The sequence below is a fragment of the Candidatus Mycobacterium methanotrophicum genome (assembly GCF_023515995.1).
In the GTDB taxonomy this organism is placed as follows: Bacteria; Actinomycetota; Actinomycetes; order Mycobacteriales; family Mycobacteriaceae; genus Mycobacterium; species Mycobacterium methanotrophicum.
In genome coordinates this window covers 202739-226006 of record NZ_CP097321.1, presented here as the reverse complement: position 1 = coordinate 226006, position 23268 = coordinate 202739, and the positions used below count along the sequence as shown (strand labels likewise).

General features: G+C 63.9%; 19 protein-coding genes and 9 pseudogenes. 15 read left to right on the top strand and 13 right to left on the bottom strand.

Going from position 1 to position 23268, the window contains the following annotated elements; genetic code table 11:
- The first annotated feature begins 202 nt into the window (after positions 1–202).
- From M5I08_RS25790 to M5I08_RS25780, 3 genes and pseudogenes are all read left to right on the top strand, one after another.
- Positions 203–373, top strand: coding sequence for a hypothetical protein (locus tag M5I08_RS25790; RefSeq protein ID WP_219070770.1), 171 nt, complete (start codon positions 203–205; stop codon positions 371–373).
- Positions 374–416: 43 nt separating this feature from the next.
- Positions 417–707, top strand: a pseudogene (locus M5I08_RS25785) (transposase); the annotation flags it as partial.
- A 76-nt stretch (positions 708–783) separates the two neighbouring features.
- The gene (locus tag M5I08_RS25780) at positions 784–1086 is read left to right on the top strand and encodes an IS3 family transposase (protein WP_219070780.1); all 303 of its coding nucleotides are present in this window, start codon (positions 784–786) and stop codon (positions 1084–1086) included.
- 445 nt (positions 1087–1531) lie between these two features.
- Here M5I08_RS25780 and ltrA read toward each other — a convergent pair whose 3' ends face one another.
- Together ltrA and M5I08_RS27205 are read right to left on the bottom strand one after the other, a co-directional pair.
- Positions 1532–2797: a group II intron reverse transcriptase/maturase gene (gene ltrA, locus M5I08_RS25775; protein ID WP_249763524.1), complete on the bottom strand. Its 1266-nt coding sequence runs from the start codon at positions 2795–2797 to the stop codon at positions 1532–1534.
- A gap of 555 nt (positions 2798–3352) precedes the next feature.
- Positions 3353–3586 carry a hypothetical protein gene (locus tag M5I08_RS27205; RefSeq protein WP_219070902.1) on the bottom strand — a complete coding sequence of 78 codons (234 nt, stop codon included), beginning with the start codon at positions 3584–3586 and terminating at the stop codon, positions 3353–3355.
- Between the two features lie 422 nt (positions 3587–4008).
- Here M5I08_RS27205 and M5I08_RS25765 point away from each other — a divergent pair.
- From M5I08_RS25765 to M5I08_RS25745, 5 genes and pseudogenes are all read left to right on the top strand, one after another.
- Positions 4009–4146 (top strand): annotated as a pseudogene (locus tag M5I08_RS25765) (agmatinase); the annotation flags it as partial.
- Positions 4147–5312: 1166 nt separating this feature from the next.
- Positions 5313–5834: a dimethylamine monooxygenase subunit DmmA family protein gene (locus M5I08_RS25760; protein WP_219070554.1), complete on the top strand. Its 522-nt coding sequence runs from the start codon at positions 5313–5315 to the stop codon at positions 5832–5834.
- Positions 5831–6827 (top strand): annotated as a pseudogene (locus M5I08_RS25755) (PDR/VanB family oxidoreductase). The gene M5I08_RS25760 and the pseudogene M5I08_RS25755 overlap by 4 nt, the downstream one beginning before the upstream one ends.
- A pseudogene (locus M5I08_RS25750) lies at positions 6824–7804 on the top strand (heme-dependent oxidative N-demethylase family protein); the annotation flags it as partial. The pseudogenes M5I08_RS25755 and M5I08_RS25750, both read left to right, overlap by 4 nt.
- A 569-nt stretch (positions 7805–8373) precedes the next feature.
- Complete coding sequence (locus tag M5I08_RS25745; protein ID WP_219070550.1) at positions 8374–9789, top strand: ammonium transporter; 1416 nt, start codon at positions 8374–8376, stop codon at positions 9787–9789.
- Between the two features lie 16 nt (positions 9790–9805).
- Here M5I08_RS25745 and M5I08_RS25740 read toward each other — a convergent pair.
- The 6 genes and pseudogenes from M5I08_RS25740 to M5I08_RS25715 form a co-directional block, all read right to left on the bottom strand.
- Positions 9806–9980, bottom strand: a pseudogene (locus M5I08_RS25740) (transposase); the annotation flags it as partial.
- A gap of 68 nt (positions 9981–10048) precedes the next feature.
- Complete coding sequence (locus M5I08_RS25735; RefSeq protein WP_219070548.1) at positions 10049–10510, bottom strand: allene oxide cyclase family protein; 462 nt, start codon at positions 10508–10510, stop codon at positions 10049–10051.
- Positions 10507–11175, bottom strand: coding sequence for an APC family permease (locus M5I08_RS25730; protein ID WP_219070546.1), 669 nt, complete (start codon positions 11173–11175; stop codon positions 10507–10509). The genes M5I08_RS25735 and M5I08_RS25730 overlap by 4 nt, the downstream gene beginning before the upstream one ends.
- Positions 11172–11780 (bottom strand): APC family permease, encoded by a 609-nt coding sequence (locus M5I08_RS25725; RefSeq protein WP_219070544.1) that lies wholly within the window; start codon positions 11778–11780, stop codon positions 11172–11174. The genes M5I08_RS25730 and M5I08_RS25725 overlap by 4 nt, the downstream gene beginning before the upstream one ends.
- Positions 11781–11858: 78 nt before the next feature.
- The gene (locus tag M5I08_RS25720; protein WP_249763523.1) at positions 11859–13091 is read right to left on the bottom strand and encodes a helix-turn-helix domain-containing protein; all 1233 of its coding nucleotides are present in this window, start codon (positions 13089–13091) and stop codon (positions 11859–11861) included.
- Positions 13055–14451: pseudogene (locus M5I08_RS25715) on the bottom strand (IS1380 family transposase). Before M5I08_RS25715 ends, M5I08_RS25720 begins: the two are co-directional and overlap by 37 nt.
- Before the next feature lie 104 nt (positions 14452–14555).
- Between M5I08_RS25715 and M5I08_RS25710 the strand changes: the two are divergent.
- Together M5I08_RS25710 and M5I08_RS25705 are read left to right on the top strand one after the other, a co-directional pair.
- Positions 14556–14846, top strand: a complete 291-nt coding sequence (locus M5I08_RS25710; RefSeq protein ID WP_249763522.1) for a hypothetical protein — start codon at positions 14556–14558, stop codon at positions 14844–14846.
- Entirely contained in the window at positions 14761–15414 is a 654-nt protein-coding gene (locus M5I08_RS25705) for a DUF732 domain-containing protein (protein ID WP_307728269.1), read from the top strand. The genes M5I08_RS25710 and M5I08_RS25705 overlap by 86 nt, the downstream gene beginning before the upstream one ends.
- Here the strand turns inward: M5I08_RS25705 and M5I08_RS27200 are convergent.
- The 3 genes and pseudogenes from M5I08_RS27200 to M5I08_RS25695 all read right to left on the bottom strand — a co-directional run.
- A pseudogene (locus tag M5I08_RS27200) lies at positions 15348–15686 on the bottom strand (Rv0964c family protein); the annotation flags it as partial. The gene M5I08_RS25705 and the pseudogene M5I08_RS27200 overlap by 67 nt on opposite strands.
- Before the next feature lie 3 nt (positions 15687–15689).
- Positions 15690–16025 (bottom strand): hypothetical protein, encoded by a 336-nt coding sequence (locus tag M5I08_RS25700; RefSeq protein ID WP_219070509.1) that lies wholly within the window; start codon positions 16023–16025, stop codon positions 15690–15692.
- Positions 16026–16092: 67 nt separating this feature from the next.
- A complete protein-coding gene (locus tag M5I08_RS25695) occupies positions 16093–17250 on the bottom strand; it encodes an IS630 family transposase (protein ID WP_219070507.1) in 1158 nt (385 codons plus the stop codon).
- Between the two features lie 114 nt (positions 17251–17364).
- On the opposite strand from M5I08_RS25695, the gene M5I08_RS25690 reads away from it, so the two are divergent.
- The 4 genes and pseudogenes from M5I08_RS25690 (at position 17365) to M5I08_RS25675 (ending at position 21165) form a co-directional block, all read left to right on the top strand.
- On the top strand, positions 17365–17700 hold the full coding sequence (locus M5I08_RS25690; RefSeq protein WP_219070505.1) for a hypothetical protein: 336 nt from the start codon (positions 17365–17367) through the stop codon (positions 17698–17700).
- 221 nt (positions 17701–17921) lie between these two features.
- Positions 17922–19193 carry a transposase gene (locus tag M5I08_RS25685; protein ID WP_219070503.1) on the top strand — a complete coding sequence of 424 codons (1272 nt, stop codon included), beginning with the start codon at positions 17922–17924 and terminating at the stop codon, positions 19191–19193.
- 148 nt (positions 19194–19341) lie between these two features.
- Entirely contained in the window at positions 19342–19572 is a 231-nt protein-coding gene (locus tag M5I08_RS25680) for a helix-turn-helix domain-containing protein (RefSeq protein ID WP_219070501.1), read from the top strand.
- A gap of 601 nt (positions 19573–20173) precedes the next feature.
- A pseudogene (locus M5I08_RS25675) lies at positions 20174–21165 on the top strand (aldo/keto reductase).
- 260 nt (positions 21166–21425) lie between these two features.
- On the opposite strand, the pseudogene M5I08_RS25670 reads toward M5I08_RS25675, so the two are convergent.
- Positions 21426–21644: pseudogene (locus M5I08_RS25670) on the bottom strand (aldo/keto reductase); the annotation flags it as partial.
- A gap of 129 nt (positions 21645–21773) precedes the next feature.
- Here M5I08_RS25670 and M5I08_RS25665 point away from each other — a divergent pair.
- On the top strand, positions 21774–21950 hold the full coding sequence (locus M5I08_RS25665; RefSeq protein ID WP_219070495.1) for a hypothetical protein: 177 nt from the start codon (positions 21774–21776) through the stop codon (positions 21948–21950).
- Between the two features lie 336 nt (positions 21951–22286).
- On the opposite strand, the gene M5I08_RS25660 is transcribed toward M5I08_RS25665, so the two are convergent.
- A complete protein-coding gene (locus M5I08_RS25660) occupies positions 22287–23045 on the bottom strand; it encodes a DUF4326 domain-containing protein (RefSeq protein WP_219070493.1) in 759 nt (252 codons plus the stop codon).
- Between the last annotated feature and the right edge of the window lie 223 nt (positions 23046–23268).

Here is a 23268-nt window from a genome sequence, read left to right as displayed (position 1 = left end):
GGTGACGACACACCGCACCCCACCCAAGCGGAATGCTCACCACCCCGCCGGGGCCAAAATTCGTGAAGAACACCGACCAAAGTGGGGCCAAGTCAGGTGACCACACTCAATCGAAGACGCCCGCGCCTTCTGCAGCGCATTCTTCGATTACTACAACCATGAACATCGTCACAGCGGCGTCGCGCTACACACCGCGGCCTCGGTGCACTACGGCACTGCAACCCAGGTACAGGCCCAACGCGCCGCCACACTCGACGCGGCTTATGCCGCCAACCCCGCCAGGTTCCGGCATCGCCGGCCCACCCCGCCGAAACTGCCCACCATCGCCTGGATCAACCAGCCAACCCCCGAAGCACTCATCAAATCCGCGTAAGAAACTGTCTCACCGGCCTTGACATGTTCCGAACAGGAAGTACCCGGACGAGCTGCGTGAACGCGCGGTGCGGCTGTATCGGGAATCTGACCCTAAGCCGGTGATCGCCCAGTTGACCCGCCAGCTGAACGTGCACCCGGAGGCTTTGCGGAACTGGATCCGCCAGGACGAGGCCGACCGCGGTGAGCGTGACGATCGCCCGACGACGGCGATGGTCGATGAGAACAGGCGGCTGGCGAAGGAGAACGCCGAGCTGCGGCGGGTCAACGAGGTATTGCGGGCGGCGAGTGCGTATTTCGCATCAAAGATCGACCCGACCCGGAGGCGGTCATGAATTTCACTGATGCACATGACTTCTCGGTCGGTCTCCTACTACGGGTCCTGGGTATCGCATCATCGGCCTATTACGGGTGGCGCAAGGTGCGACAGCGCCCGTCGCGGCGGGCGAAGGCGATGCCGGGCTGCTGGTGCTCATCGATGAGATCCGTGGCGAGAGCGAGTTCGCCGCCACCTACGGATCGCCGCGGGTGTGGCTGGAACTACGTAATCGGGGTGTGAGGGTCGGCCGCAAGCGTGTCGAGCAGATCATGCGCGCCTACGGCCGCAAAGGCGGCAGCCAAATTACAGCACACGAGTCAACGAAAATTACCCGGTTAAAGCTTCGACAACGCGCTGGCGGAGAACCTGTGGTCAACGCTCGAAAATCGAGCTGATCTACTGGCCCGCAACCACTTGTGCTACGAGAGCGGAAGCCGAAGCAGCATTGTTCCGCTATATCGACGGCTGATACAACCCACGCCGCATCCAGGCCGGACTCGGCGGACTCTCCCCCGACGAGTTCGAAGCTGCCTGGCGGTCCAGCCAGCAGCATCAACCAGAACCGGCTACCCTCCAACCCGAAGGGCCGGTCCCAGATAGAGAAGTCTGAAGCATCCCCGGTTTCATGCACACCGTGATGCGCCCAGCAATTCACACGCCCGCTTCGTGGACGTCGCTGCCTCCAGGGCGGGCAAGTGCTCGCCGATCAGCGCTTCGACTTCGGCTCGAAATCCGCGCTCTCGCAGAGCATCTCCAAGAGCGCGTGGTCGAGTGGCCCGGGGGAATCTCACCCCCGGGCTCTCACAGAACCGTGCATGACAGTCTCTCGTCACACGGCTCTTACCATCCAGTCGCCATGAAGCCACAGGTATATTCCCAGTGAGCAAACATTCGAGGATATCGTTCCCCCAAGGCTTTCCACCAGGCGTTGACCTTCTTGAACCCGTGCAACCGTCGATATTTCTTGCGAGCCCACCGCACCAAGTAGGTATTGATGCGTTTGCACAGCGCATACAGTTTCGTCCGATAGAACAGACCGTAATATCGCAGCCAGCCTCGCACGATGGGGTTGATCCATCGTGCGATCCGGCCCAGAGTCCAATCCGTGTGTCGGTGCAGGCCCCAGCTGCGGACCTCCCGGTTGATGCGTTTCTCCGCGTCGCGGCTGATGGCAGGCAAGAACGAGGTGAACAACTCCCCGAACTTGTTGCGCGCCGACCGCATTCGGAACTCATAGCCGAGGAACGTGAACGAGGTGTGCTCGGAATCGAGCGTGCGCTTGTTCTCGTCCCGGCAGTAGACGATCTTCGTCTTGTCCGGATGCAGCTCCAACCCCACCGCGGCGAAACGTTCCCCAACGGCGGCCTTCAGCATCAGCGCCTGACGCTCACTGACACAGTGGATCACCGCGTCATCCACGTACCGTTCGAAGTCGACGTCCGAGAACTTCCGGGCCATCCACATGTCGAACGCGTAGTGCATGAACAGGTTCGCCAGAATCGGCGACACCGCGGACCCCTGCGGGGTACCTCGATGCCGCACCTCTTGCGTCCCGTCCGGGAGTTGCAGCGGAGCCGAAAGCCACCGCCGCACATACAACACCACCCAGTCCTGGTCGGTATTGGCCCGAACCGCTTTGACCATCAATTCGTGGTCGACGGTGTCGAAGAACTTGCGGATGTCCAGATCGAGCACCCAGTCCTTCTTGAAACACCGCTGTCGGCATGACGCGACTGCGTCCAGCGCCGAACGCTTGGGTCGATAGCCGTAGGAGCCCGGATGGAAAATTGGCTCCACCCGCTTTTCCAGTTCCATGGCCACCACCGTCTGCGCAACCCTGTCCGCGATCGTCGGCACACCGAGCACCCGCACACCGCCGCCAGCCTTCGGGATCTCCACCGCCCGCACGGGCGGCGGAAAGTACGTCCCCGACGACATCCGGTTCCACACCTTGTAGAGGTTGCCCTTCAGGTCGGACTCGAAGCCCTCGATGGACAACCCGTCCACACCGGCGGCACCCTTGTTGGCCTTGACCCTGCGATACGCCTCCGCAACAGCCCATTTCGATATCTCGAACGGCTTTCCCAGCGATTTCGATTGCTTCATCCAGCTCCTCCCGGCTGCCGCCGGTTGACTGCTTCACCAACCCGAATGGTCCGGCCCCTTTGCTCCGCGCCCATTACAGGCGGTTCAGCGCTACTACGAGCCGGTCCGCCAGCACACCCCGCGTCGGTACTCAACGGCTCACAGTTTCTGCTGCCCGCCGCGCTCCCTCTCGCCCTCACCGAAGCGAAAACTGTATCGGGGCATGCCTTCCCACGTTCCGCGTGAACGCCGCAGACCAGGATCACGTCGCCTCCATGCCGGACACCGCCTGGCCAGAAATCGGGATACCCGCCAAACTCATCCCGGCGCCAAAAAGAAGCCCCGGTTTCGATGCCATCTCATCCATTTCGACACGTCGTCAGCGATTCACTCGCGTTCGTCTTCCTGATCCCCACCTGACGCTTCTAACAGCGCCTTTTCCTCATCGCTCACCACGACGGTCTTCAGCCAACGCAGCATGAGGCGGTTTGAAGCCTCCCACCCGACGGGCGACTCCGAAGGGCCACAACCCCTTCATCATTCACACAGCACCACGTTCCTCCGCGATCTCCTACATCACGCAGCCTCCCGTGTTCGTGGCACACCTTTTCCCGTGATCTCCAGGGCTAGCTTGGTCCGGTCCAGCTCGGCCTGCAATTGCTTGGTGCGTCGCCGCAGCTTGTCCAGCTCCACCTGCTCAGCGGTGCGTTTCGACTTGCCCTTGGGCGTCAGCCCGGCACGGGCACCGGCATCACGGGCCTTGCGCCATTCGGCGATGTGCGAGCTGTACAGGCCTTCGCGGCGCAGCAACGCAGCAACGCACCACGCTCGGACGAACCGGCCGGCAGCGCGTCGTACTCATCGAGGATGCGGGCCTTGTACTCGGCGGTAAACGTGCGCCGGCGGGCCCGAGCGCCTGGATCCGGCGCGTCGTCCACTTGGTCAGTATCAGCGCACCCCTGCAGGGATGCGATCGTCATAGTCACGGAAAACGGTGATCCTGTCTCGCCCTGTAGCGATGATCGGTTACTGCTGCTGTCTCACCCAACCCTGTCACACAGGGGCCCGCAGTCCGTGCCGACTGCTGTGCCGTCGCCAGCGCATCCTCCGCCGTGAGTTGAATCTCGACGAGAGGAACATCGATGGTTAATCCCTTCGCGGGTCAGGCTGACATACTCAACAGGGAAGGCGCGTGGGCTCAGCAGGCCGAGGGCGAGCTGCCGATCCGCCGCTACGACTGGGCCGAGCAAACTGCCCTGATGAGCAGCCGCGTGATCCTGGACAGTCTGGCGGTGATGGTGCGCGCCGGTAAACTCGGCAAGAAGCCAGCCGCGCTGAAGCGGCATGCCTGGGGCCCCTTCAGCTATTGAGCGGGGTCTTTGGTGCGGACGATGCCATCGGACTCCGCCTAGCCCACAGCTACCGGCGCGCGAGGCGGAGTCGAGGCTGCAAACCGCTCGCCACCGACGTGGAAGTCTGCGGCCGCAAAAAGCCGCCCACGGACTACCATCATCAGGGCCAACGGGTGGGCCGGCGGCACGTGGTCGCCTGGGTCGAGACCAAGCGGGCGCTGACCGCCGGCCGGCTACTTCGCCGGGCAGCGTGGCCTGCGCCCCGATGAGGAGAACACCGCGTCGCGGTTACTGAGCGTAGCAATCGGGTTATGAGCATCCGATCAGATGCCGCACCGCGGAACGCACATATTGGCTCCACGGATACCGCCTCGACCCCTGCGGTCGGAACGCACAGGGGCACTGCGTGATTCGGAAGTTCCGTCGTTGCCGGGCCCCAAGCGCCGTGCGATCGTGGTCTCTGCCCAAGATGCAAAGCATTTCCGGCCGATATTGGTTACTGTCAGTCGGCTGGTACCACTATGACTCACCCACCGGGCAGCACCCGCCATGTCGGCGCGCCAACCGGACTGCTGCGAGTTTCATGGACGTCGTACCGTTGCGCACATCCACGCGCCCAGATGTGAAAGAGCCTTGCTACCACGGTAGTTAGACATCGTAACTTTGTCCTGTCGCCCGTTTGCGCACGCATCGCGATGTTCCCCGTTTTCAACACCGACGACACAATTCGGCAACACGCCTAACGTTTCATACCGATAGACCAGATTTCACTACGTGAGTGTGACGCGCTAGCCGGCCGCTCACCCGACCAACCCGCAGGGGCCAAAAGACATGACCACCGCGAAGACCGTCCGCGGGCCATCAGAGTGCGCGGCTGGCTCAGCTCGACAAAACCAGCCGCATCCTGTTGCCGGCGATCTTTCCCCGGCCGAGAGGTTAGCGAGCGCTGTGCGACGGGTCATCCTCGCCCGCAACCCGACCCATCCCACTTCTGTCAACGGGCGCCAGAACGGTAAGCCTGTTTGCAGCGAAGGCACAGCCGCTGTGGCGAACGATCATCGGATGCTAATCCCCGTGCAGGACAGCGATATTGCGCAGGAAGTCTGCGCCGACACCACTGAAACGAGTGCCCCCTCAGCCTGTAGAACCGATCGCAGCGGACGGCTGTACGCACGGGTGCAATCGTGACCTCTGCGCAGCTGGGCCTGCCGGTCTGGCCTGACAATCCCGGTGACATCGACTCCAAAGGCGCGGCCTTTCTGGTGATTATGGCAGGCGCCGAGCCAGAGAGCCGTGACGTGGCGCAGATGTGGCTCACTGCCGCTGCGTTGACGGCGCCGACCCGACTGCTCGTTGTGGGTTCACTGGCTGACGACAACGACCGGCAAGCAGTCGAGCAGGCAGTAGCCGAGGCGCGCACCGGAGTGCGCATCATGGTGGTTGGCGGTCAGCATAACGTTTTACTCATCCTGGCCGCTGCACGTGCCGCCGGGGTCTTGCCCCAAGAACTCACGGCGTTTGTCACCCACACCCGTGACTTGCCTATGTACTGCGCACACTGCCGCGACACCCACCGTGTCGTCGGACAGCCCGGTGAGTTAGTCCAGTGCCCAGGCTGTCGAAGCCAAGTGGAAATTCATTCACACCACTCCGCTGTCCGAGGCAGTTTTCTGGCATCCAGCGTTGAGGCAAGGACGTTGCCATGACCGCAGCGGACGTGGCCTACCGGCCACACCTACATCCAGCTTACACCACAGCAGTCCGGTCGCTTAGGGTTGCCTCGCTGACAGCGTTGACGCCAGAGATCAACCACTATCGCCTGGTTTCCGACGACGACTCGACATTGACCGCCTACCAGCCGGGCAGTCACCTGATAGTTACTGCCGGCCAGCACCGCAACGCCTACTCGCTCGTTGACGACGGCGTACTGCCGGGTAGCTACGGCATTTCGGTAATGCGTCGCGGCGAAGGCCGTGGGTCAGATTGGATACACGACCAGTTGAAAGCCGGCGATCTTCTGCAGGTCGAGGGTCCGCGCTCAATGTTTCCCCCGATCCTCAACCAGCGCAACGCTCTCCTAGTCGCCGGCGGCATCGGCGTAACTCCGATTTTGTCCCACGCCCGCGCAATCGCACGCCAGGGCGGCAGCGCCGACATCATTTATTCATACCGCCCCGGCCATGCCGCCCACCTCGACGACCTCCGTCAAGTCGTCGAATTTCCCGGCGTCACATTGCATGAAGTCGTTACGGTCGAGGACACGATCAGCATGATCTTGGAACGGTTTCGGGTACAACCGCTCGAGATGCACACACGCGTACGCCTGCGGCCCGCCAGCGCTCCTCGACACTTACCTGCAAGCCGCTCGTCAGGCCGGATGGCCCTCCGCGCGTGTGCATCTCGAGCGGTTTACCGCACCCGCTCAAGACTCGGGCGACCCGTTCACTGTCGTTGTGGCCAGTTCCGGGGAGATCATCGACGTACCGGGCGGGATGTCCTTACTTCAGCGGCTACTCGACCATGGCCTACCGGTGCGCAACTTGTGCCGCCGCGGCGTCTGCGGCGAATGCCGCATCTCTGTCATTGCAGGAACCGTCGAGCACCGCGACTTCGTCCTCACGGCCGAGGAGAAATCCACCAACACCACCATGCTGTGCTGCGTGTCTCGCGGCCAGGACATCATCGAGGTAGATCTATGAATGCCAGAGTGCTGAACCACACGGGCGCCGTCGAGGCCTATCTCACCCAGCCTGTCGACCATCTGAGCAATTTGCCCTGGCCGTTTCCCGAGAACGATACGACCTTCGAATATGCCGTGAATGTCGAGCCCGCGCGCGTGCCATGCGTCACCCACGGAGGCGAGTGGGGTCGCCACCTAGTCGATCTCGGCGGCGCGGAATACCCGACCATCATGGCCGAACGCCGCCGGATACTCGACGCCGACCCACACCGGGTCAAGATCATGCCCGGAATGGAACTGGCATGCTGGGACCTGCTCCTGTATTACCTGCGTGACCTTGACCTGTCTTATCCGCAGATCATGCATCTGACTGACGAGCCGGGCGGTCAATTTCATTGGCGTAACACCATACTTGGTACCGATCAACGTTTCTCATTCGGCGATTGGAATACGCTGCCACATGGACCCTTGGACTTTCTTGCTCGGGAAATTCCCGACGATTTACTTCTGGTAATAGAACGAGACGGGCGGCTGTACTTTGATGCTGGCGCGGTAACTTTCGCAGCCGCATGGTCGGTCTCGTTTGACGTCGGCATGGATATGTATGAGATCCACACGCCGGTACCGCACCTGATCCGAACAGGGGTTGTAAACCGTGCCGAGCAGTTCTTACGACAATTGCGTGCAGATGAGGCCTACCGGCGGGTGAATTGGACGCTGTCAACATCTGATTCACATAAGCTTGATGTAAGTCTCGAAGAGCTTCCGGAATGGGGACGGGACATACCCCGGATGGTTCGTGAAAGAGACTACGGCCGCGCTCGGTTACGGATTGAACTTGAACATTTTGTTCGGCTGCCGATGACGGGCGCGGTCACGTTCAACATCCGCACCTTCATGGCTTCATTGCGGGATGTCCGCAGAATCCCTGCCTGGTCGACGCAATTGGCCACTGTGATCGACACACTCGACGAGCAGATCGCTGCATACAAGGGAGGCTCTTCTGCTGTTTCCGTGGGTGCCCGACGGAGCGCTGGTCACGGGTTCGGTTGGGTGAACGCGGATCTGGGCCGCGCCTGCTACGGACGCACCCCTCACGCGTCAAGGGCGCTGCGCGTCGCTTCGCGATGGCCTTTGGCCACCCTTGACCCGCGAGCCTCTATGCGCCCTCCCGGCAGGCGAAAGGGCAGGTCACAGACCTGCCCTGGCCACTGGCGCGGCCCAGAGAACAAGCCTGTCCGGGCCTCGAAAGCCACCCACGGAAACGTCAGTAGATCCACAAGGGATTCCTCGACTACCGCGATGACGTTATTTCCTATTTACGCGGTAAGTAATCACATCACAGTCGAGGAAAACAAGATTGACGGCTGCACCGATTGATCTCACGCCAAGGTGCGGCACCGACACACATCACGGTTGAATACTGGGGCCTTACCCCTGATGTGTTGGACAGACTCAATCCCGGAATATTACTAGGGGAAGCGAGTCGATCAAACCTGATGGCAAGAAACCGTCATCGGTCGCAGCCTTGGTGGCTGCGGCCTCGCCGAAGGAGGTTAGGGGCAGTGGACCAATTCCCCACGATGGGAGTGCCGGACACCGGCGACACCGCCTGGATGCTGGCGAGTTCTGCGTCGGTGCTGTTGATGACGCCCGGTTTGGCGTTCTTCTACGGCGGGATGGTTCGCGTCAAAAGCGTGCTCAACATGATCATGATGAGCATCATCGCGATGGGCGTCGTGACCGTGCTGTGGGTGGTCTACGGTTATTCGCTCGCCTTCGGCGACGACGTCGGCAACGTCGCAGGCAACCCGACCCAATACTTCGGCCTCAGGGGCCTGATCGGGGTCAACGGCGTCGCCGCAAGCGGCAACACCCCCGAGACCAAGATCGCGTTGGCGGGCACACTGCCGCAGACCGTCTTCGTCGCGTTCCAACTGACGTTCGCGATCATCACCGTGGCGTTGATCTCCGGGGCGGTGGCCGACCGGTTGAAGTTCGCCAGCTGGACGGTTTTCGCCGCGCTCTGGGCGAGCGTCGTCTACTTCCCGGTCGCGCACTGGGTGTTGGCCGCCGATGGCGTCACCGCAGCGCACGGCGGCTGGATCAACAACAAACTGCACACGATCGACTTCGCGGGCGGGACCGCGGTCCACATCAACGCCGGTGTGGCGGGCTTGGTGCTGGCGATCGTGCTGGGCAAGCGCAAGGGCTGGCCGAAGAACCCGTCCCGACCGCACAACGTGCCGTTCGTCATGCTGGGCGCGGGCTTGCTGTGGTTCGGTTGGTACGGCTTCAACGCCGGCTCGGCCACCAGCTCCAACGGGGTGGCCGGGACGACCTTCATCACCACCACGGTCGCCACCGCCGCCGCGATGCTGGGCTGGCTGCTCACCGAGCGCATCCGCGACGGGCACGCGACCACGCTCGGTGCGGCATCGGGAATCGTGGCCGGGCTGGTCGCGATCACCCCTTCGTGTTCGTCGGTCAACGTGCTCGGCGCACTGATTATCGGTGTGGCCGCCGGCATCGTCTGCGCACTGGCGGTCGGCCTGAAGTTCAAGCTGGGATTCGACGACTCCTTGGATGTGGTCGGCGTGCACCTGGTCGGCGGCCTTCTGGGCACGCTGCTGATAGGCCTGCTCGCAGCACCGCAATCACCCGCCATCGCCCTGGGCGGCGGCAGCACGTCCGCAGGGGTGTTCTACGGTGGTGGCTTCGCCCAGCTGACCCGCCAGGCTATCGGCGCGTCGAGCGTTCTGGCGTATTCGGCCATCGGCACACTTATCATGGCTCTGGCGCTGAAATACACCATCGGGCTACGTCTGAACGCCGAAGACGAAGCAACGGGCGTCGACGAGACGCAGCACGCGGAGAGCGGCTACGACCTCGCGGTTGTCGGCAGCAGTTCGGTTCTTGTCCATTCGGCTGAAGACGGTTCTCCGCTCTTTCAAGTGGGTTGGTTAGCCTTACCTGGATGATTCTGGATTGTGGTCTTTAGCCCGCGGCGGGCAGGTATGCCGGGGTGGGGTTGGCGACGCTCGGCAGCGGGAGTTTCGCGGCGGTGAGGTAGACGATTGTGATCATGCTTGTTGCGGTATCCGCGGGCGCGGGTCTTGGCGGCCTGGACGAGAGAGTTGATTCCTTCGAGCAGGCCGTTGTTGAGTCGGCTCGCGTGCCGTCACACAGGGGCGCGCACTCGGCCATTGACGGGCACGGGCACCCCCGCGACGGAGTCTGTTATTTGTCGATCGTGTAGGTGAAGTCGTACTCGGTGCCCTCGGGGTTTCGCGCGTGCAACGCCATCTGGCCGTGGGCGGCTTGGTAGCCACCGGTCCCCCCGGTGATGGCGAGCACCGAGGCCTTCCCATCGTAGAACGGGCCCTCCACCGTCAGCTGGCCGTCGGACAGTGTGGCCGTCCAGAAGCATTCGTAGGCGCTGCCGACCGCGGTGCGGAAGCACACCCCGTTGTCGGAACCGACTTTTTTCGTGTTCGCCTCGTCATACAGCGGGTTGGCGAAGGTGAGGATGTCGCCCACGGAGTCCTTTTCATTCGGAGGGCCGACATGTTGAACCTTATCGGTCTCGGCGTGCTCGATGACGTAAAGCGTGCTCGGCTTCTGGTCCTCGCCCTTGGCGCATCCGGCCGCGACCAGCGCGGCCGGCAATACAACGATCAGGTGCGCAGGATGAATCCTCATACGTCTACTTCTCCTGGATTGTCGCGAGTTGTGGGGTAAGCCGCTTTAGGGGCAGTCGATTTCATCGCGCTTAGCTTGTGCGCCACCTTGATGGCGTCGCCTTCACCGATGTCGTCGGAGTGCCGGTAGGCGCGCGCCAGCAGCATGTAGATCAGCCCGGAGCTCAGGACGACAATGAGTCCGATGGCCACGATCCACTTGTCGAGGAAACTGCCGGTGTCGACGGGTTTGAGCAGAAGGATCATCGCGAACACGGCGTAGCACAGCGCGAGGACGTTCACGATCATGCCCCAGTTGCCGAGGTTCCAGTCGCCGGCCCTACGCCAGCCGCAGATCCGCTGGCGTAGGGCAGCAAGTACGACTGCCTGGTGCTCCGTCATTTTCGACAGCCACGCGCTGCCAGGCAGCATCCGGTCGCGGCCGAAGGCATCATAGAGCAGCCTGCTTACAGCGGCTTGCAACGACAGCACACAGGAGATGAACGCGGTGATGGCAATGCAGAGGAACAGCTTCGAACCGATATGTCCCAGTGAGCTTTCCAGGATGCTGGGTATCGGATCGGGGTCATTGCCGTTGACGATGTCCTGCAGGTTTGGTGCCGCGAGCACGTATCCGATGTATGACATCGAGGCCGATACGCCGCCGACAAGGATCGTCAGCATCATCGCTCAGGTATCCGCCGGGTGGGGTTGTCGACCTCTTCGACGATGTCACCGCACGCCTCGAAGCCGTAGAACAGAAACAAACCGCTCAGCGCCGCTCCGAGGAACGTGATGGCATAAGGCTTCGCACCGCCGGCACCCATCGCGTCGAAGAAGACGGCGAACGAGTTCGCGCGTTTGAAAATGAGCAGATATAGCCCAAGCGCACCCACCCCGGTGAGCTCTGCCGCCAGTCCGACCGCGGCTACCCACGCCAGGATTCGCGTTCCACTGAAATTGCATGCGAATGCCAACACAAGCAGCGCGACGGCCGCGGCCAGACCGACCTCTCTGCTGAGAGTTATCCCGAGCAACGAAGCCACGAAATCACTACCGAACTCAGCGATGGCGACGATCACGGCCCACACGTAGACCCACGATACCGTCCACGCGTATCGGCGACCCCACAGCCGTCGTGCCCACGGATAGATACCGTCGGCCATGGGGTACTGCGAGACGACCTCACCGAAGACGAGGGCGACGAGGAACTGGCCGCAGCCGACGATGATGATCCACCACATCGCAGGCGGGCCGCCAAGGGTGAGGCTGTAGGCGAACAACGAATACACGCCAACCAGTGCGTGTGATCACCCGAGTTGGCCCTAGGGAACCTTGGTCGTTAGAACTTTGAGAGTTGTCTTGAGTTTTTAGGCTACCTTTGGCAATAGTCGGGTATGGTCGATGGTTTCTGTGATGTGATTATCTATGGCGTGCAACGCTTTTCGTATTAGCAGCGGCGCGGGTGGCTGGTCGGCCGCCAGGAGAGGCCGTAGCAGGCGGTCATGGACTTTGGTGTAGAAGATCGCGAACCGCAGCCCGTCGTCGGTGAGGCGGTAGCGGTTCTTGCCGGGGATGCGGGTGATCAGCCCGTTGCGGGCCAGCCGGGCCAGGTCGTAGCTGGCCTGGTTCATGGTGTAGTTGGTGCCGCCGAGCAGTCCGGTCATCAAGGCGCGCAGGCTCTTGTTGGTGATGCCGGTGACGGCGAGCACGCTGGTGCATAAGGCGCCGGCCAGGGACTGGACCCGAGGGTCGCCGAACCGCAAGGCCGGGGCCCTCCTGCCATCCTCGGTGAGGGTGGGCTGTGCGATCCGCTCAAAGGCTGGACTCGCAAGGACGCAGCCCTGACCGACACGTTCAGTATCGAGCAGCCGAGAGTTGATGTCACGGGCTTTGGCCTGCAGCTCATCGAGATGAACCAGGCGCCGCAGACAGCCCAGATCTTCTGGGGCGTTGACGACGGTCTCGATGCGCAGCGCCCGTCCGTCTTTCAAATATTGCTTGATGCGCGAGTGCCGGTAGAAGGCGGTGACGTTGACTTCGGTGCCGTAGCTGACGACCTTGGTCTTGTACTGCCCGCCGGCCTTGGCGCCGCGGCGTTGGCCGCGTTTGAAGATTAACTCGATCAGCTCCGGGCGACCGACATCGAGGTTGTTGACCACCAGGGCCTCAAAGAACGAACGCGCTCGCCGGGGAGCGTCGAACACCACGGTGCGTGAGGTCTCGACCTGGCGCATCGCCAACTCCCACCAGTAGCCGGCGGCGCGGTCGGCCTCGGTCAGCGGCAGCGGCAGCACCGACCACCAGCGCTCGGCGAACACTCGAATCGAGCCGGGGCCCAGCCGGTCGCAGATGGCTTGCAGCGCCTCGGGATCGGCGCAGCTGGCAAACCCGTTGGACAGCTCGGTGAACGCGATGCCTGCCTTAGCCTGATTCCACCGATGGACCCTGCGGTCGGCGGTTGAGTTGTTGATCTTGATGTTGGCTGGTGGTGGGTGTGGCAGGGCCGCTGGTCTGTCCAGCTTTTCCTGTTGGGTCCTGGTTGGCGGGGCGGGTGGATGGTGGTTCAGGCGCTGGATTGGTAGCCGATGATGTTGTGCCACAGGGTGTTCCATGCCGGTTCCCAGGGCCAGTGGGTGGGTAGGTGCAGGATCGGTTTGCGTTGGGGGCGGGCCAGGCGGGCTGGGGCGTTGACGAGGTGTCGGCGCAGGGTGGCTTCTCGGGCGGTGCGGTGACGGGCGCCGGCCAGGGTCGCTGCGGCGCGCAGCAGGTTGTGGGCGATCCCCGCGCAGACGGCCCCGGCACTGTTGGCGCCGAAGCGCCCGGAAGGGATGTGGGCCAGGGGGCCGTCGATGAGATCGGCGAAGGTGGTTTCGATGATGGCGTGGCGGCGGTGGGTGATATCGGCGCCGGCGGCCGATTCGGTGGAGTTGGTGAAAAACGGGTGATACCGCCAGATCGGGAACAGGCCGTCTTCGGGGTTGGGTGGCGTCTTTGACGCGGCGCACGATCAGGCGGGCGGTGACGGCCTGATAGGTGCCGGATTTGGCCATGGTGTAGGTGATTTCGGCGACCTCGGCATCAGAGATCCAGGCCCCGGTCTCGGGGTCACGGACGGCGCCGGGGTAGCGCACCGGGGTCCAGGCGTGCTCGTCGATGGCGCCGATGGCGCGTTGGACCGCCGCGTTGCGGGTCAGTGCCAGGGAGAACACCGCGCCGTAGCGGCGGCGCACCCGGATCACGGCCCGCGATCCGTAGGCGCTGTCACCACGGACGATGATCTGTCCGCCGACTCCGGGCGCGCGCGGTGCTCAGCGCTTGGGCCACCATGCGGGCCGCGCCTTTACCGGAGTTGGCTTTGCCGGCGCGTAGCCGGATGCCGGTGATCACCGGCGCGGCGGTGTCGGTGCTCAGCGTGGTGACCAGCGGGGACAGTCCTTTGCGGAGAACCTGCTTGCCGGCGATCTTGGTGTGCCCGTAGGAGGCGCCCTGTTTGGCGTGTCCATAGACCGGGCGTACCAGCGAATCGATGTCGACAAAGGCGCGCGCATCTGATCCGGGCAGCAGATTCACCCGCCCGCACAGGCCGGCCAGATGCTCGGCCAGTACCGAGTCAAGTTGGCGGGCGTGACCGAAGCTGAACTCGCGCAGCAGGGTTCCCACGGTGGAGGGCGCATACACCGGCCCGAAGAGGGTTTTCATCCCGCCGGCGCGGACCAGGTCGACATCATCGATGTAGTCCGCGCCGGTGCACATGCCCGCGATCAGGGTGGCCAATTTCGGGGCCGGGTTGGCCGCCCCGGACTTGACCCGCGTCGACTCGATGTGAATCTTGTTGTCCAACAACCGTGTCAGGCCTGCTTGCTCGGCCAGGGCCATCACCGGGACCAGGCCCGCGCACGACACGAGATTATCCTCATCGAACACAGCAGAGTCAGGGCCGAACGTGCCTCGGTTTTTCAACTAACTCGGTGTTGGTGGGTGTCGCTAACACGAAAGGTGCACTGCCGCAAGGATAATCGTAGTGTTAATGGTTCCGGTACCCGACACGGGAGTGCACCTAACAGATGCAGGCTATCAGTGATTGGTCGAAGAATCTGCGAGTCGAGGTCCGCGGCGACGATGTGGCGCAGCACGCCGGGTGCGTACTGCCGCGGATGCTGGCCGATGGGCTCGGACTCACCGCGAGGTTGTCGGCGGCGGTGTCACGCCCGGAAGTGGTCCACGACCGGGGCGCCATAAAAGAACGACGACTGGTCTGGGCGTGGAGTCATGAAGTGGATCACAGCTTCAATGGCCGCTGGCGCAGCAGCTCTGGCGCTGCCGATGTGCGGGACAGCGCACGCGGACAGCGCTAGCGACTACTTGGCCGCCCTGTACGCCAACGGCGTTGTGGGCGAAGACACGGCGACCGACCAGGCAATAGTGACACTGGGATACACGGTCTGCAAGGCCATGAACAGCGGCGAATCTTGGAATGAAATCGTCCAGGCAAGCGAAGGCGGCAGCGTGACCGAAGACAAAGCCGAAATCATCGTGATCGAGGCGGATATCCACCTATGCACCCACGCCGATCCGCCTGCCGCCGATCCCAACACCGGCTATAAGGGCGACCACGACGCGAACGCGCTGGCAGCTGACCTGGAGACACAGCGCATGCACGGTGGTGCAACAGGCGCGACGAAGTTAGCGGCCGGGGTGTGTAACAAGATGACCAGCCGTGCGCCGGCCGGATCATCTGAGACACTGAAGGTTTCGGCGGAAAGAGACCTTGTCAATGAGGAGCTCGAGAATGCGTGGCGCACTGAACATGTCATGCTGACCGACAACCGCGCGTGGCAAGCCGTGTTTGCTGCTCCCTGGTTGGTCAGCCCGTCGATCGTCATGTGCAGCTCGGCGGCGTCGGCGCGCAACGTGCGCAGTTGAGACTGGACGTGCTCGATGTCATCGGCGGCTTTGCCCGCCGCCCGGGCTACCGCCAGCGACTCGTTGCCGTGGGCGTCAAGGTCTTGTCGGATCGAGGCATTGGTGTGCTTCCTGGCCTCGGCGGTAGCACCCTCCCAGCTATCGAAGACCGCCAGGGAACTCAGCTGACGGGAGGCCTCCAAGGTGGCCTGGCCGCGTGCATTGGCCGCGTGGAACACCTCCCGTGCCGCTTCGGCGCTCCACCGGTCAATATCGGCCACCGTCAGCGTCACGGGTCAGGCCGAACCCGCTACGCCGCCAGCGCCAGGCTGAACGGCCTGCAGCATCTCAGCGTTCCCGCCGTCCATCGCCGAGAAGTCAATCCCGTCGTTGGTCAGATCCAACGCATGACCGCCGACCCTGGTGACCAGCCTGCGCGAGTCCTCCAACCAGGTCGCCGTCTTCGTACTCAACGCCACAGCCGAGCTGCCTACCCAGCCGGACTGTGCGGCCACTATGCGGTTGTCCGATGACAAATGGGCAGTGGCCAGATCCTCACCCTGTCCAGACACCTGCGCCGCCGAGTGCGCCAACGCTTCCAGATCGAGCCGGAATTTCCCTCCGAGACCCACATCCACCACCTCCGAGGAAGAAACGCTGACTAAGTGGTCGCGCTCGTAAATTCGTCGGGGGTGGCGTTCAAGCGGCGCGGGGCTGGATGGGGCTGTGCTCGTGTTGATGGTGGTCGAGCCTGGTTAGCAGTTCGTCGAGGTCGGTGGTGGTGAATTTCCATTTGAATGGCCGTGCGGACTGGTTGTAGCTGGCCTCGAAGGCGTTCAGGCGGTCGGTGATGGCGTCGAGGTCGGTGAAATCGTTGGGCGAGAGCGCTTTTCGCTGAACGATAGAGAAGTAGATCTCGATCTGATTGAGCCAGGACGCATGCACCGGAGTGTGCACCAGGATCGCGTTGGGGAACTGGGCGGTGAGCCGGTCGATCGCGGCTTGGCCACGATGCGAGGAGCCGTTGTCGACGATCCAGAACACCCGCTTGGCCGAAGCGTAGGGTTCCTGGGCCATCACCTGTTCGACGAGGCGGTGAAACGGTTCGATGCCGGTGGTGTCTTCGCAGCGGCCGAACACCTGCGCGCGGTGCACGTCGTAGGCGGCCAGGTAGGCCAGCGCGCCGCCGCGGTCGTAGTCGTGGTTGACCCGCATCGTGCGCGCCACCCCGGGCGGGAGCGTGGGATGGCAGCGGCAGCGGGCCTGCACGGAGGTCTTCTCGTCGGCGGAGATCACAAAGTCGTTCGGCCCCAGCGGTGTTCCCTGCCATGTGCGGTCGTAGAGGTCGAGCACCCGCTGCGCCTTGGGCGCGAAGTCGGGGTCGGTGATGAAGATCCACGACCGGTACTGCCAGGGTTTGAGTGCGTCTTCGGACAACCAGCGGCGCACCGTGGCCGGCGAGATCGATTCGCAAAACCCGGCGGCGACGGCGTAGCGGGCCAGTTCCGGGCACGACCACCGCGACAGCGCCAGCCCGCTGTCCGCAGGTGGCGCACACGCCGCCGCTTTGACCTGGGCGACCTGCACCGGGCTGAATTCCGGTGGCCGCCCGGACCGTTTTGCATCCGACAGCGACGCGACACCCGGCGCCGCACACCAGCGGTTCCGCCACTTGCGCACGGTGTCCTCGCACACCCGCAGCGACGCCGCGATCACCGCGTTCGGCTGGCCCTCGGCCGCGGCGAGCACGATCTTGGCCCGCGTGACCAGGCGTTGCTCGGTGCGCCCGGCCCGCACCAGGCGGCGCAGTTCGCGCCGCTGCGACCCGGTCAACGTGATCCGGTCGGCGGGCGGCATGGCGGGCTACTCCACGAGGCAATGATCGCGAATTGATAACACTAGACACTTCAGCCTCACCCATCACTCATGGTTTGTCGCCCAGCGACACGCCGTCGGGCACGATCACTGACCATGGCCGCGCCCCCCGCATCGACGAAAACCTCCCTGCAACAACGCCTGTCCGCCCATGCTCGGCAACGATGGCCCCAGCTCAACGGTGTCGAGGTGCGTTTCCGTGGCACGTTCGCCTACGTCACCGCCCGCCTGCCCGACGGTGACTCCATGCCACTGATGCGGCTGCGTTACGGCGGATCAGCCTCCCGCTGGGGCTTCGCGAGCTACCTGGCCAGCAAGAACGGCTACCAAGACTCGGTACTACCCACCACCGGCCACACAGCAGGCTCACCCGAAGACGCCCTCGACACCGCCTGCGGCCTCTACCTCGGCGACCCAACCGCCTGGACATGACCCCCGACGAACTTATGGGCGCGACCACTAAGCCATAACAGCCCGGAATCATTTGGCGCAAGTCACCGACCGCGACGAGACCGCCCGCTCGAATAATCGAGTGTAGTCGACTCCTTGACTTTCGCAGTTTAATCAGTGTGGCGGGTGTGATTTCTGAGGCGGTTGTGACCTGATCGGCGTGTCGGCGTGATCGATCGGTGACCATGACGAAGCATCGGCGGATGAATAGTACTCGCCCAGATGTTCGAGACGCCGCCGATGCTTCGGCACCGACCCTACCGTCCTCGTGGCGTGAACTGCTGGCAACACTGCGACCGGTGTTTGTCCGGTCCTCGACGTTTGCGATGTTCGCGCTGCTGGCAGCCGGGTTGGTCGCCCGCACTATGCGGCGCACCGTGGTCGGCATGCTCGCCGGGGCGGGAATGGCCGCGCTGGTGTCGTTTCACTCGGCGTGCCGGTTCTTTTCCACCTACGCCTGGGACACCGATCGGCTGGGCCTGGCGATCGCGCGGCTGATCGTCGACAGGTTGCTCGACGCCGACGCTGCGATCGCCGTCGCGGTCGATGACACCCTGTTTCGCCGCTGGGGCAAAAAGGTCCACCACGCGTTTTGGACCCACGACGGCGCCGCCCAAGGCCCGGCCAAACTCGGCCGGGGCAACCGGTGGGTGATCGCCGGGATCGTGGTCCGGCTGCCGTATTGCAGCCATCCAGTGTGTCTGCCGATCCTGTTTCGGCTCTGGGCCGGAAAAGGCGCCGCCTCCCCGGTGGAGCTGGCCGCTGCGATGCTCACCGTGCTTGCGGAAACGTTCCCGCACAAACAAATCCACGCCGTCGGCGATGCCGCCTACCACGGCAGGCCGCTGCTGGTCCCCGACACCACCATCACCACCCGACTGCCCGCCAACGCCGCCCTGCACGCCCCGGCGCCACCGCGTACCCGCCGCCGCGGCCGGCCCGCCAAAAAGGGCCGACGACTGCCCCGCCTGATCGAACTGCCCGCCACCGCGACCTGGCGCACCGCCACGGTGAACCGCTACGGCCGCACCGACACCATCGCGATCGCAGAAGCCGACTGCCTGTGGTACGGAGCCTTCGGCGATACCACCGGCCGGGTGGTGCTGGCCCGCGAACCCGACACCGCCAGCGGCTATGACCTCGCGGTGTTCACCACCGACGCCGGCCACCGACGCCGCCGGCATCATCGCCCGCCACGCCGAGCGCTGGTCAATCGAGCCCGCCAACGCCACCGGCAAACAACTGCTCGGGGTCGGCCAGGCCCGCAACCGCGTGCAACGCGCCGTGGAGCGCACCGTGCCGTTCGCCTTCCTCGTGCAGACCTTGGTCATCGTCTGGTACACCCTGTCGGGATACCATCCCGACGACCTCACCGCCCGCCACGCCGCCGAGCCCTGGTACGACCAGAAGTCCGAACCCGCCTTCGAAGACATGCTCGCCAAGCTTCGCCGCACCCTGATCGCCGCCCGATTTAACGGTGCTAGCCCAGCTCAACCCGACCCTGACAAATACCGCGACTACCAACTGGCCTGCGCCGCAGCAGCTGCATAACTGCGAAAGTCAAGCGACTCCCCAACGTGTGTATTCCTTGAAAGTAGTATTTCTTGACGGTAGTATTGCGGTATGCTGGACCTTGCCGCAATACGCCGCGCAACCGGCCTGACCCAGACTCAGTTGGCGGCCAAACTCAGTGTCGGACAGGCGCAGATCAGCAAGATCGAGCGTCAGAACGACATGCTGGTCGGCACTCTGGCGGCATATCTCACGGCGCTGGGGGTTAATGCCTCGCTCGTCGTTGAGGTAGGCAAAGAGACAGTGACCTACGGCCTCACGCCGGGGAGGGAAACACGATGACTACCCAGACCGAGATCACCCAGAGGAATCACCGACGTGCCGTCCGGTTCTTCTGGAGCTTCCTGATCGGGGCCACCATAGTGAGTCTCATCGGCAACGTCGTGCACGCCGTTTGGCATTTGATTCCATTTGTTCTCATTCAGATCGGCACTGCCGCGATCCCGCCGCTTTTCCTCCTGGCGGTAGTCCATGGGATCGCTCTCAGCGTGCGGGCTGGCGCAGCAGGACGAACTTCGCCGCATGCACGGCACCCGCGTACACCATCACCGACCGCACCGAACTGTTAAAGTCTCCCGACCGACTGTGTACCCCACACTGGCAGAACCGAACTCGCCTACGACACCCCTGTAGCCGGCGTCGTTTCAGTCAGCCCCGCTCCAAGCGTCGCATTGTTTTTGCACCGGATGGACCGGAGACCCCGTGCAGGAGGAGCTAGTGGAGGGGGCCGTCGTTGTGCTCGGCGAGAGGGCAATACGTACGTATCCGCCTGCTGCCGATCTAAAGCGATCGAAAACGAGGTCGAGTTTCTCGCAGGGTGGGGTTGGGGCGCGGCCCCGGTAGGGCTGACGACGAAACCAACTTAAGGGAATGATAGGCTGACATGAAATTCACCAAACTCGGTAAGACAGGACTCGAAGTTTCCCGGCTGGCCTTTGGCACCTGGGAGTTCTCCAGCGACTGGGGCCACGCGGACGAAGACGCCGCGATCACGATGATCCGCCGGGCCCGCGATCTCGGCATCAATTTCTTCGACACCGCACAGCAGTACGGCTTCGGGCAGTCGGAGCGAGTCCTGGGCAAGGCGCTGCGCGCCGAGCTCAAGCAAGCCCGCGACGAGATCGTCATCGCCACCAAGGGCGGGCTGCGCGCCACCGACAACGGCCTAGTCCGCGACGCCAGCCCGGAATGGCTCCGCAAGGGCGTCGAGTCCAGCCTGAGCGCACTGGGAATCGACTACATCGACGCGTATCTGGTGCACTGGCCCGATCCCAAGCTCCCGGCATCCGAAACCGCTGGAGCGCTCGCGGAATTGGCGGCGGAGGGAAAAATCCGGCATGTGGGCATCTCGAACTACAACACCGAACAGGTGGAAGAATTTGCGGCCACGCTGCCGGTGGAAGTGGTGCAGCCGCCCTACCACATGTTCCGCCGCGGCATCGAGGACACGCTGCTGCCCTACTGCCGCGCACACGACGTCGGGGTGATGGTGTACGGGCCGCTGGCGCACGGTTTGCTGACCGGAACGGTCAAACCCGACACCACGTTCGCGCCCGAGGACAGGACTGGCGCAGTAAAAGCGATGTGTTCGGCGGCGAAAGCCTGGCGCATAACTTGCCCGTGGTGACGCGACTTCAGCGTCTGGCCGCCGATCTCGGCGCGACGGTCAGCCAGTTGGCCATAGCCTGGACCATCGCCCGACCCGGTGTCGACGTCGCCATCGTCGGCGCGCAGCACATCACCTACCTGCACGACAGTGTCGGCGCGGCCGACGTCACGCTGACCGATGCCGTTCTCGCCGCCATCGACAAGATCTTGACCGCGGCATCATCCGTTGGTGGGCCGTACCCGGAAATGCACGCAGAAGCGCGCTGAGCGCGAAGAACCGGGCGCTGCGCCGCCCACTCGGCGGGGCCCCGCGCTCGACAGCCGGATCCCGACCAGATCGAACCGACGACCGCCTCGAAGGTCCACTACGAGACGCCGGCCGGCTACCGCAAAGCGGCACTCCTGGCCCAGCGCGACCGCTATTCGCGGGAATGGCACAGGTCTGTGTGGTCGGCAGCCTGACCATGGATTTGAAGTTCGGCGCCGACAGACGCAGCACGATCGCCGATATCGGCTCGACGACTGGGCTACAGGTCAGAACTCGAGCGCCAATGGGTGTCGATGCCGGATTCGACCGCATGCTGGTCGATTTCGCTCAGTTCCTCAGACGTGAAGTCGAGGTTGTCGAGCGCCCCGAGATTCTCGTCAAGCTGGGCCACACTGGATACTCCCACCAGCGCCGACGTGATGGTCTGGTTGCGCAGCACCCAGGCAAGCGCGAGCTGCGCCAGGGTTCGACCACGCCTTCTGTGCCCGGTAGAGGTGGCGGCGCGCGAGTGATTCTTCGGCGCGCACACCCCACAACGAGCCGCGGCCCCGCGGCCGTAGCGGGCGTGTGCCTCAGCGGTCGGCGCTTTAATCATGAGGTTGCCAGCGTGGACGACTACGTGCCACTAACCAACGACTTCCGTTACCAGACCTGTATTGCGATGTCCCAGAAGGCGGTTCGCCTGGCGGCGCGCCTCGCTGCGCGGGCTTTCGCGGCTGACCGGGCCGGTGCGGCCGCAAGCCGGGACGAGTATCTGTCGCGGATCCGCCAGCGAGCCGCATGACAGTCCTGCAATAGCGACTCGCCAGCGGATGCGACTTGTCGGGCCCCGAGGCGCTTTCCTGCTGGCATCGTGGTACCGGGCCACCGCCGGCCGCCTGCGCTGGGGCCTATCCGGCCGCCTGAACATCACCTACATCGGCCAATAACCAACACCCCGAAACACCTGCGCCAGTACACAAACCCCCACGTGTCAGCCCGCAGGGCCGGTAACATCTCCATCCCTGCCGCCAGCGCCTGGTTGGTCGTCCACGGCGACCGCAACCCCAGTAACTGTCTTCGACATCGCAGACGTCCCCTCTCCCGCCCCTGACACAGGGCGCTCTGACGTCATGGGTGATCACGACGGCACCGGGTTGGCGCGCTCGAGGAGATCGTCGACGTGGCATTCGAGGTCTTCGGTGCAGTAGCAGGCGAGGTTTTTACCGCGCAGCCTGCCCAGGTCGTCCAGGATGCGCTGCCGGCGGGCCTCAAGGGTTGTGTCGACGTGACCCAGGTCGCCGTCGAGCCAGGCCCGGTACAGCTCCACCGCGACGGTGTGCGCCCGGGCGCGGCTGGCGTAGGGCTTGGGGTTGCCGCGCGGCTGCTCGACGCACCACGCCCCGTCACGCTGGATGATCTTCCACGGGTTGCCGAATCGGGACGGCCGGGCCACCGACACGGTGTTGGGCGGCAACGGCCGACCGCGGCGCAGCACGACCCGCTCAGGCGGTGTCTCATACACCCGGGACCGGGGTCTGCCGAACCAAGGCTCCCGGTGGACCCAGGCGAACGACTCGTTGACTTCGCGTGCCCGCGCCAGCGCCTCGGGGCCTGGCTCGACGCCGAGGTGGGCCACCCCGGTCAGTGGGTGGCTCAAGATCAGGTTGCTCAACACCCGTGCCGCTGACGGCGTCGGCCGCGACTTGCCGCCGGTAGGGGCAGGGTCGATCTCGGCGTCGTCGACCACTGCGAGCCGGGCCAGCAGCCGTAGCCGTTCGTCGACTTCCACCGGCCACTCCACCGACGTGGTCCGCCGGCCGGCCTTGCTCCCCGCGCCGGTATCGGCGCTGCCGGCCTCAGTACCCCGGGTGGCCCGGTCACCTCGATGTCGGGTCATCGCCGGTCTTCTGCCGTCGGGTCGGCGGTGAACCCGAGCTCGTCGGCCAGGGACCGGAGTTGGGGTGCTGGTGCGTCGCACATCCATACCGCGGCCTCGTCGACGTGCTGGACGATGAAGGCAGGGCGCTTCCGAAAAACGGTAAAGATCCGATTCGACGGCCGCGGGACACTGAAAACTGGCCCGTCGCGATCATCGACGAAGCTCCAGGATTGCGCCACCA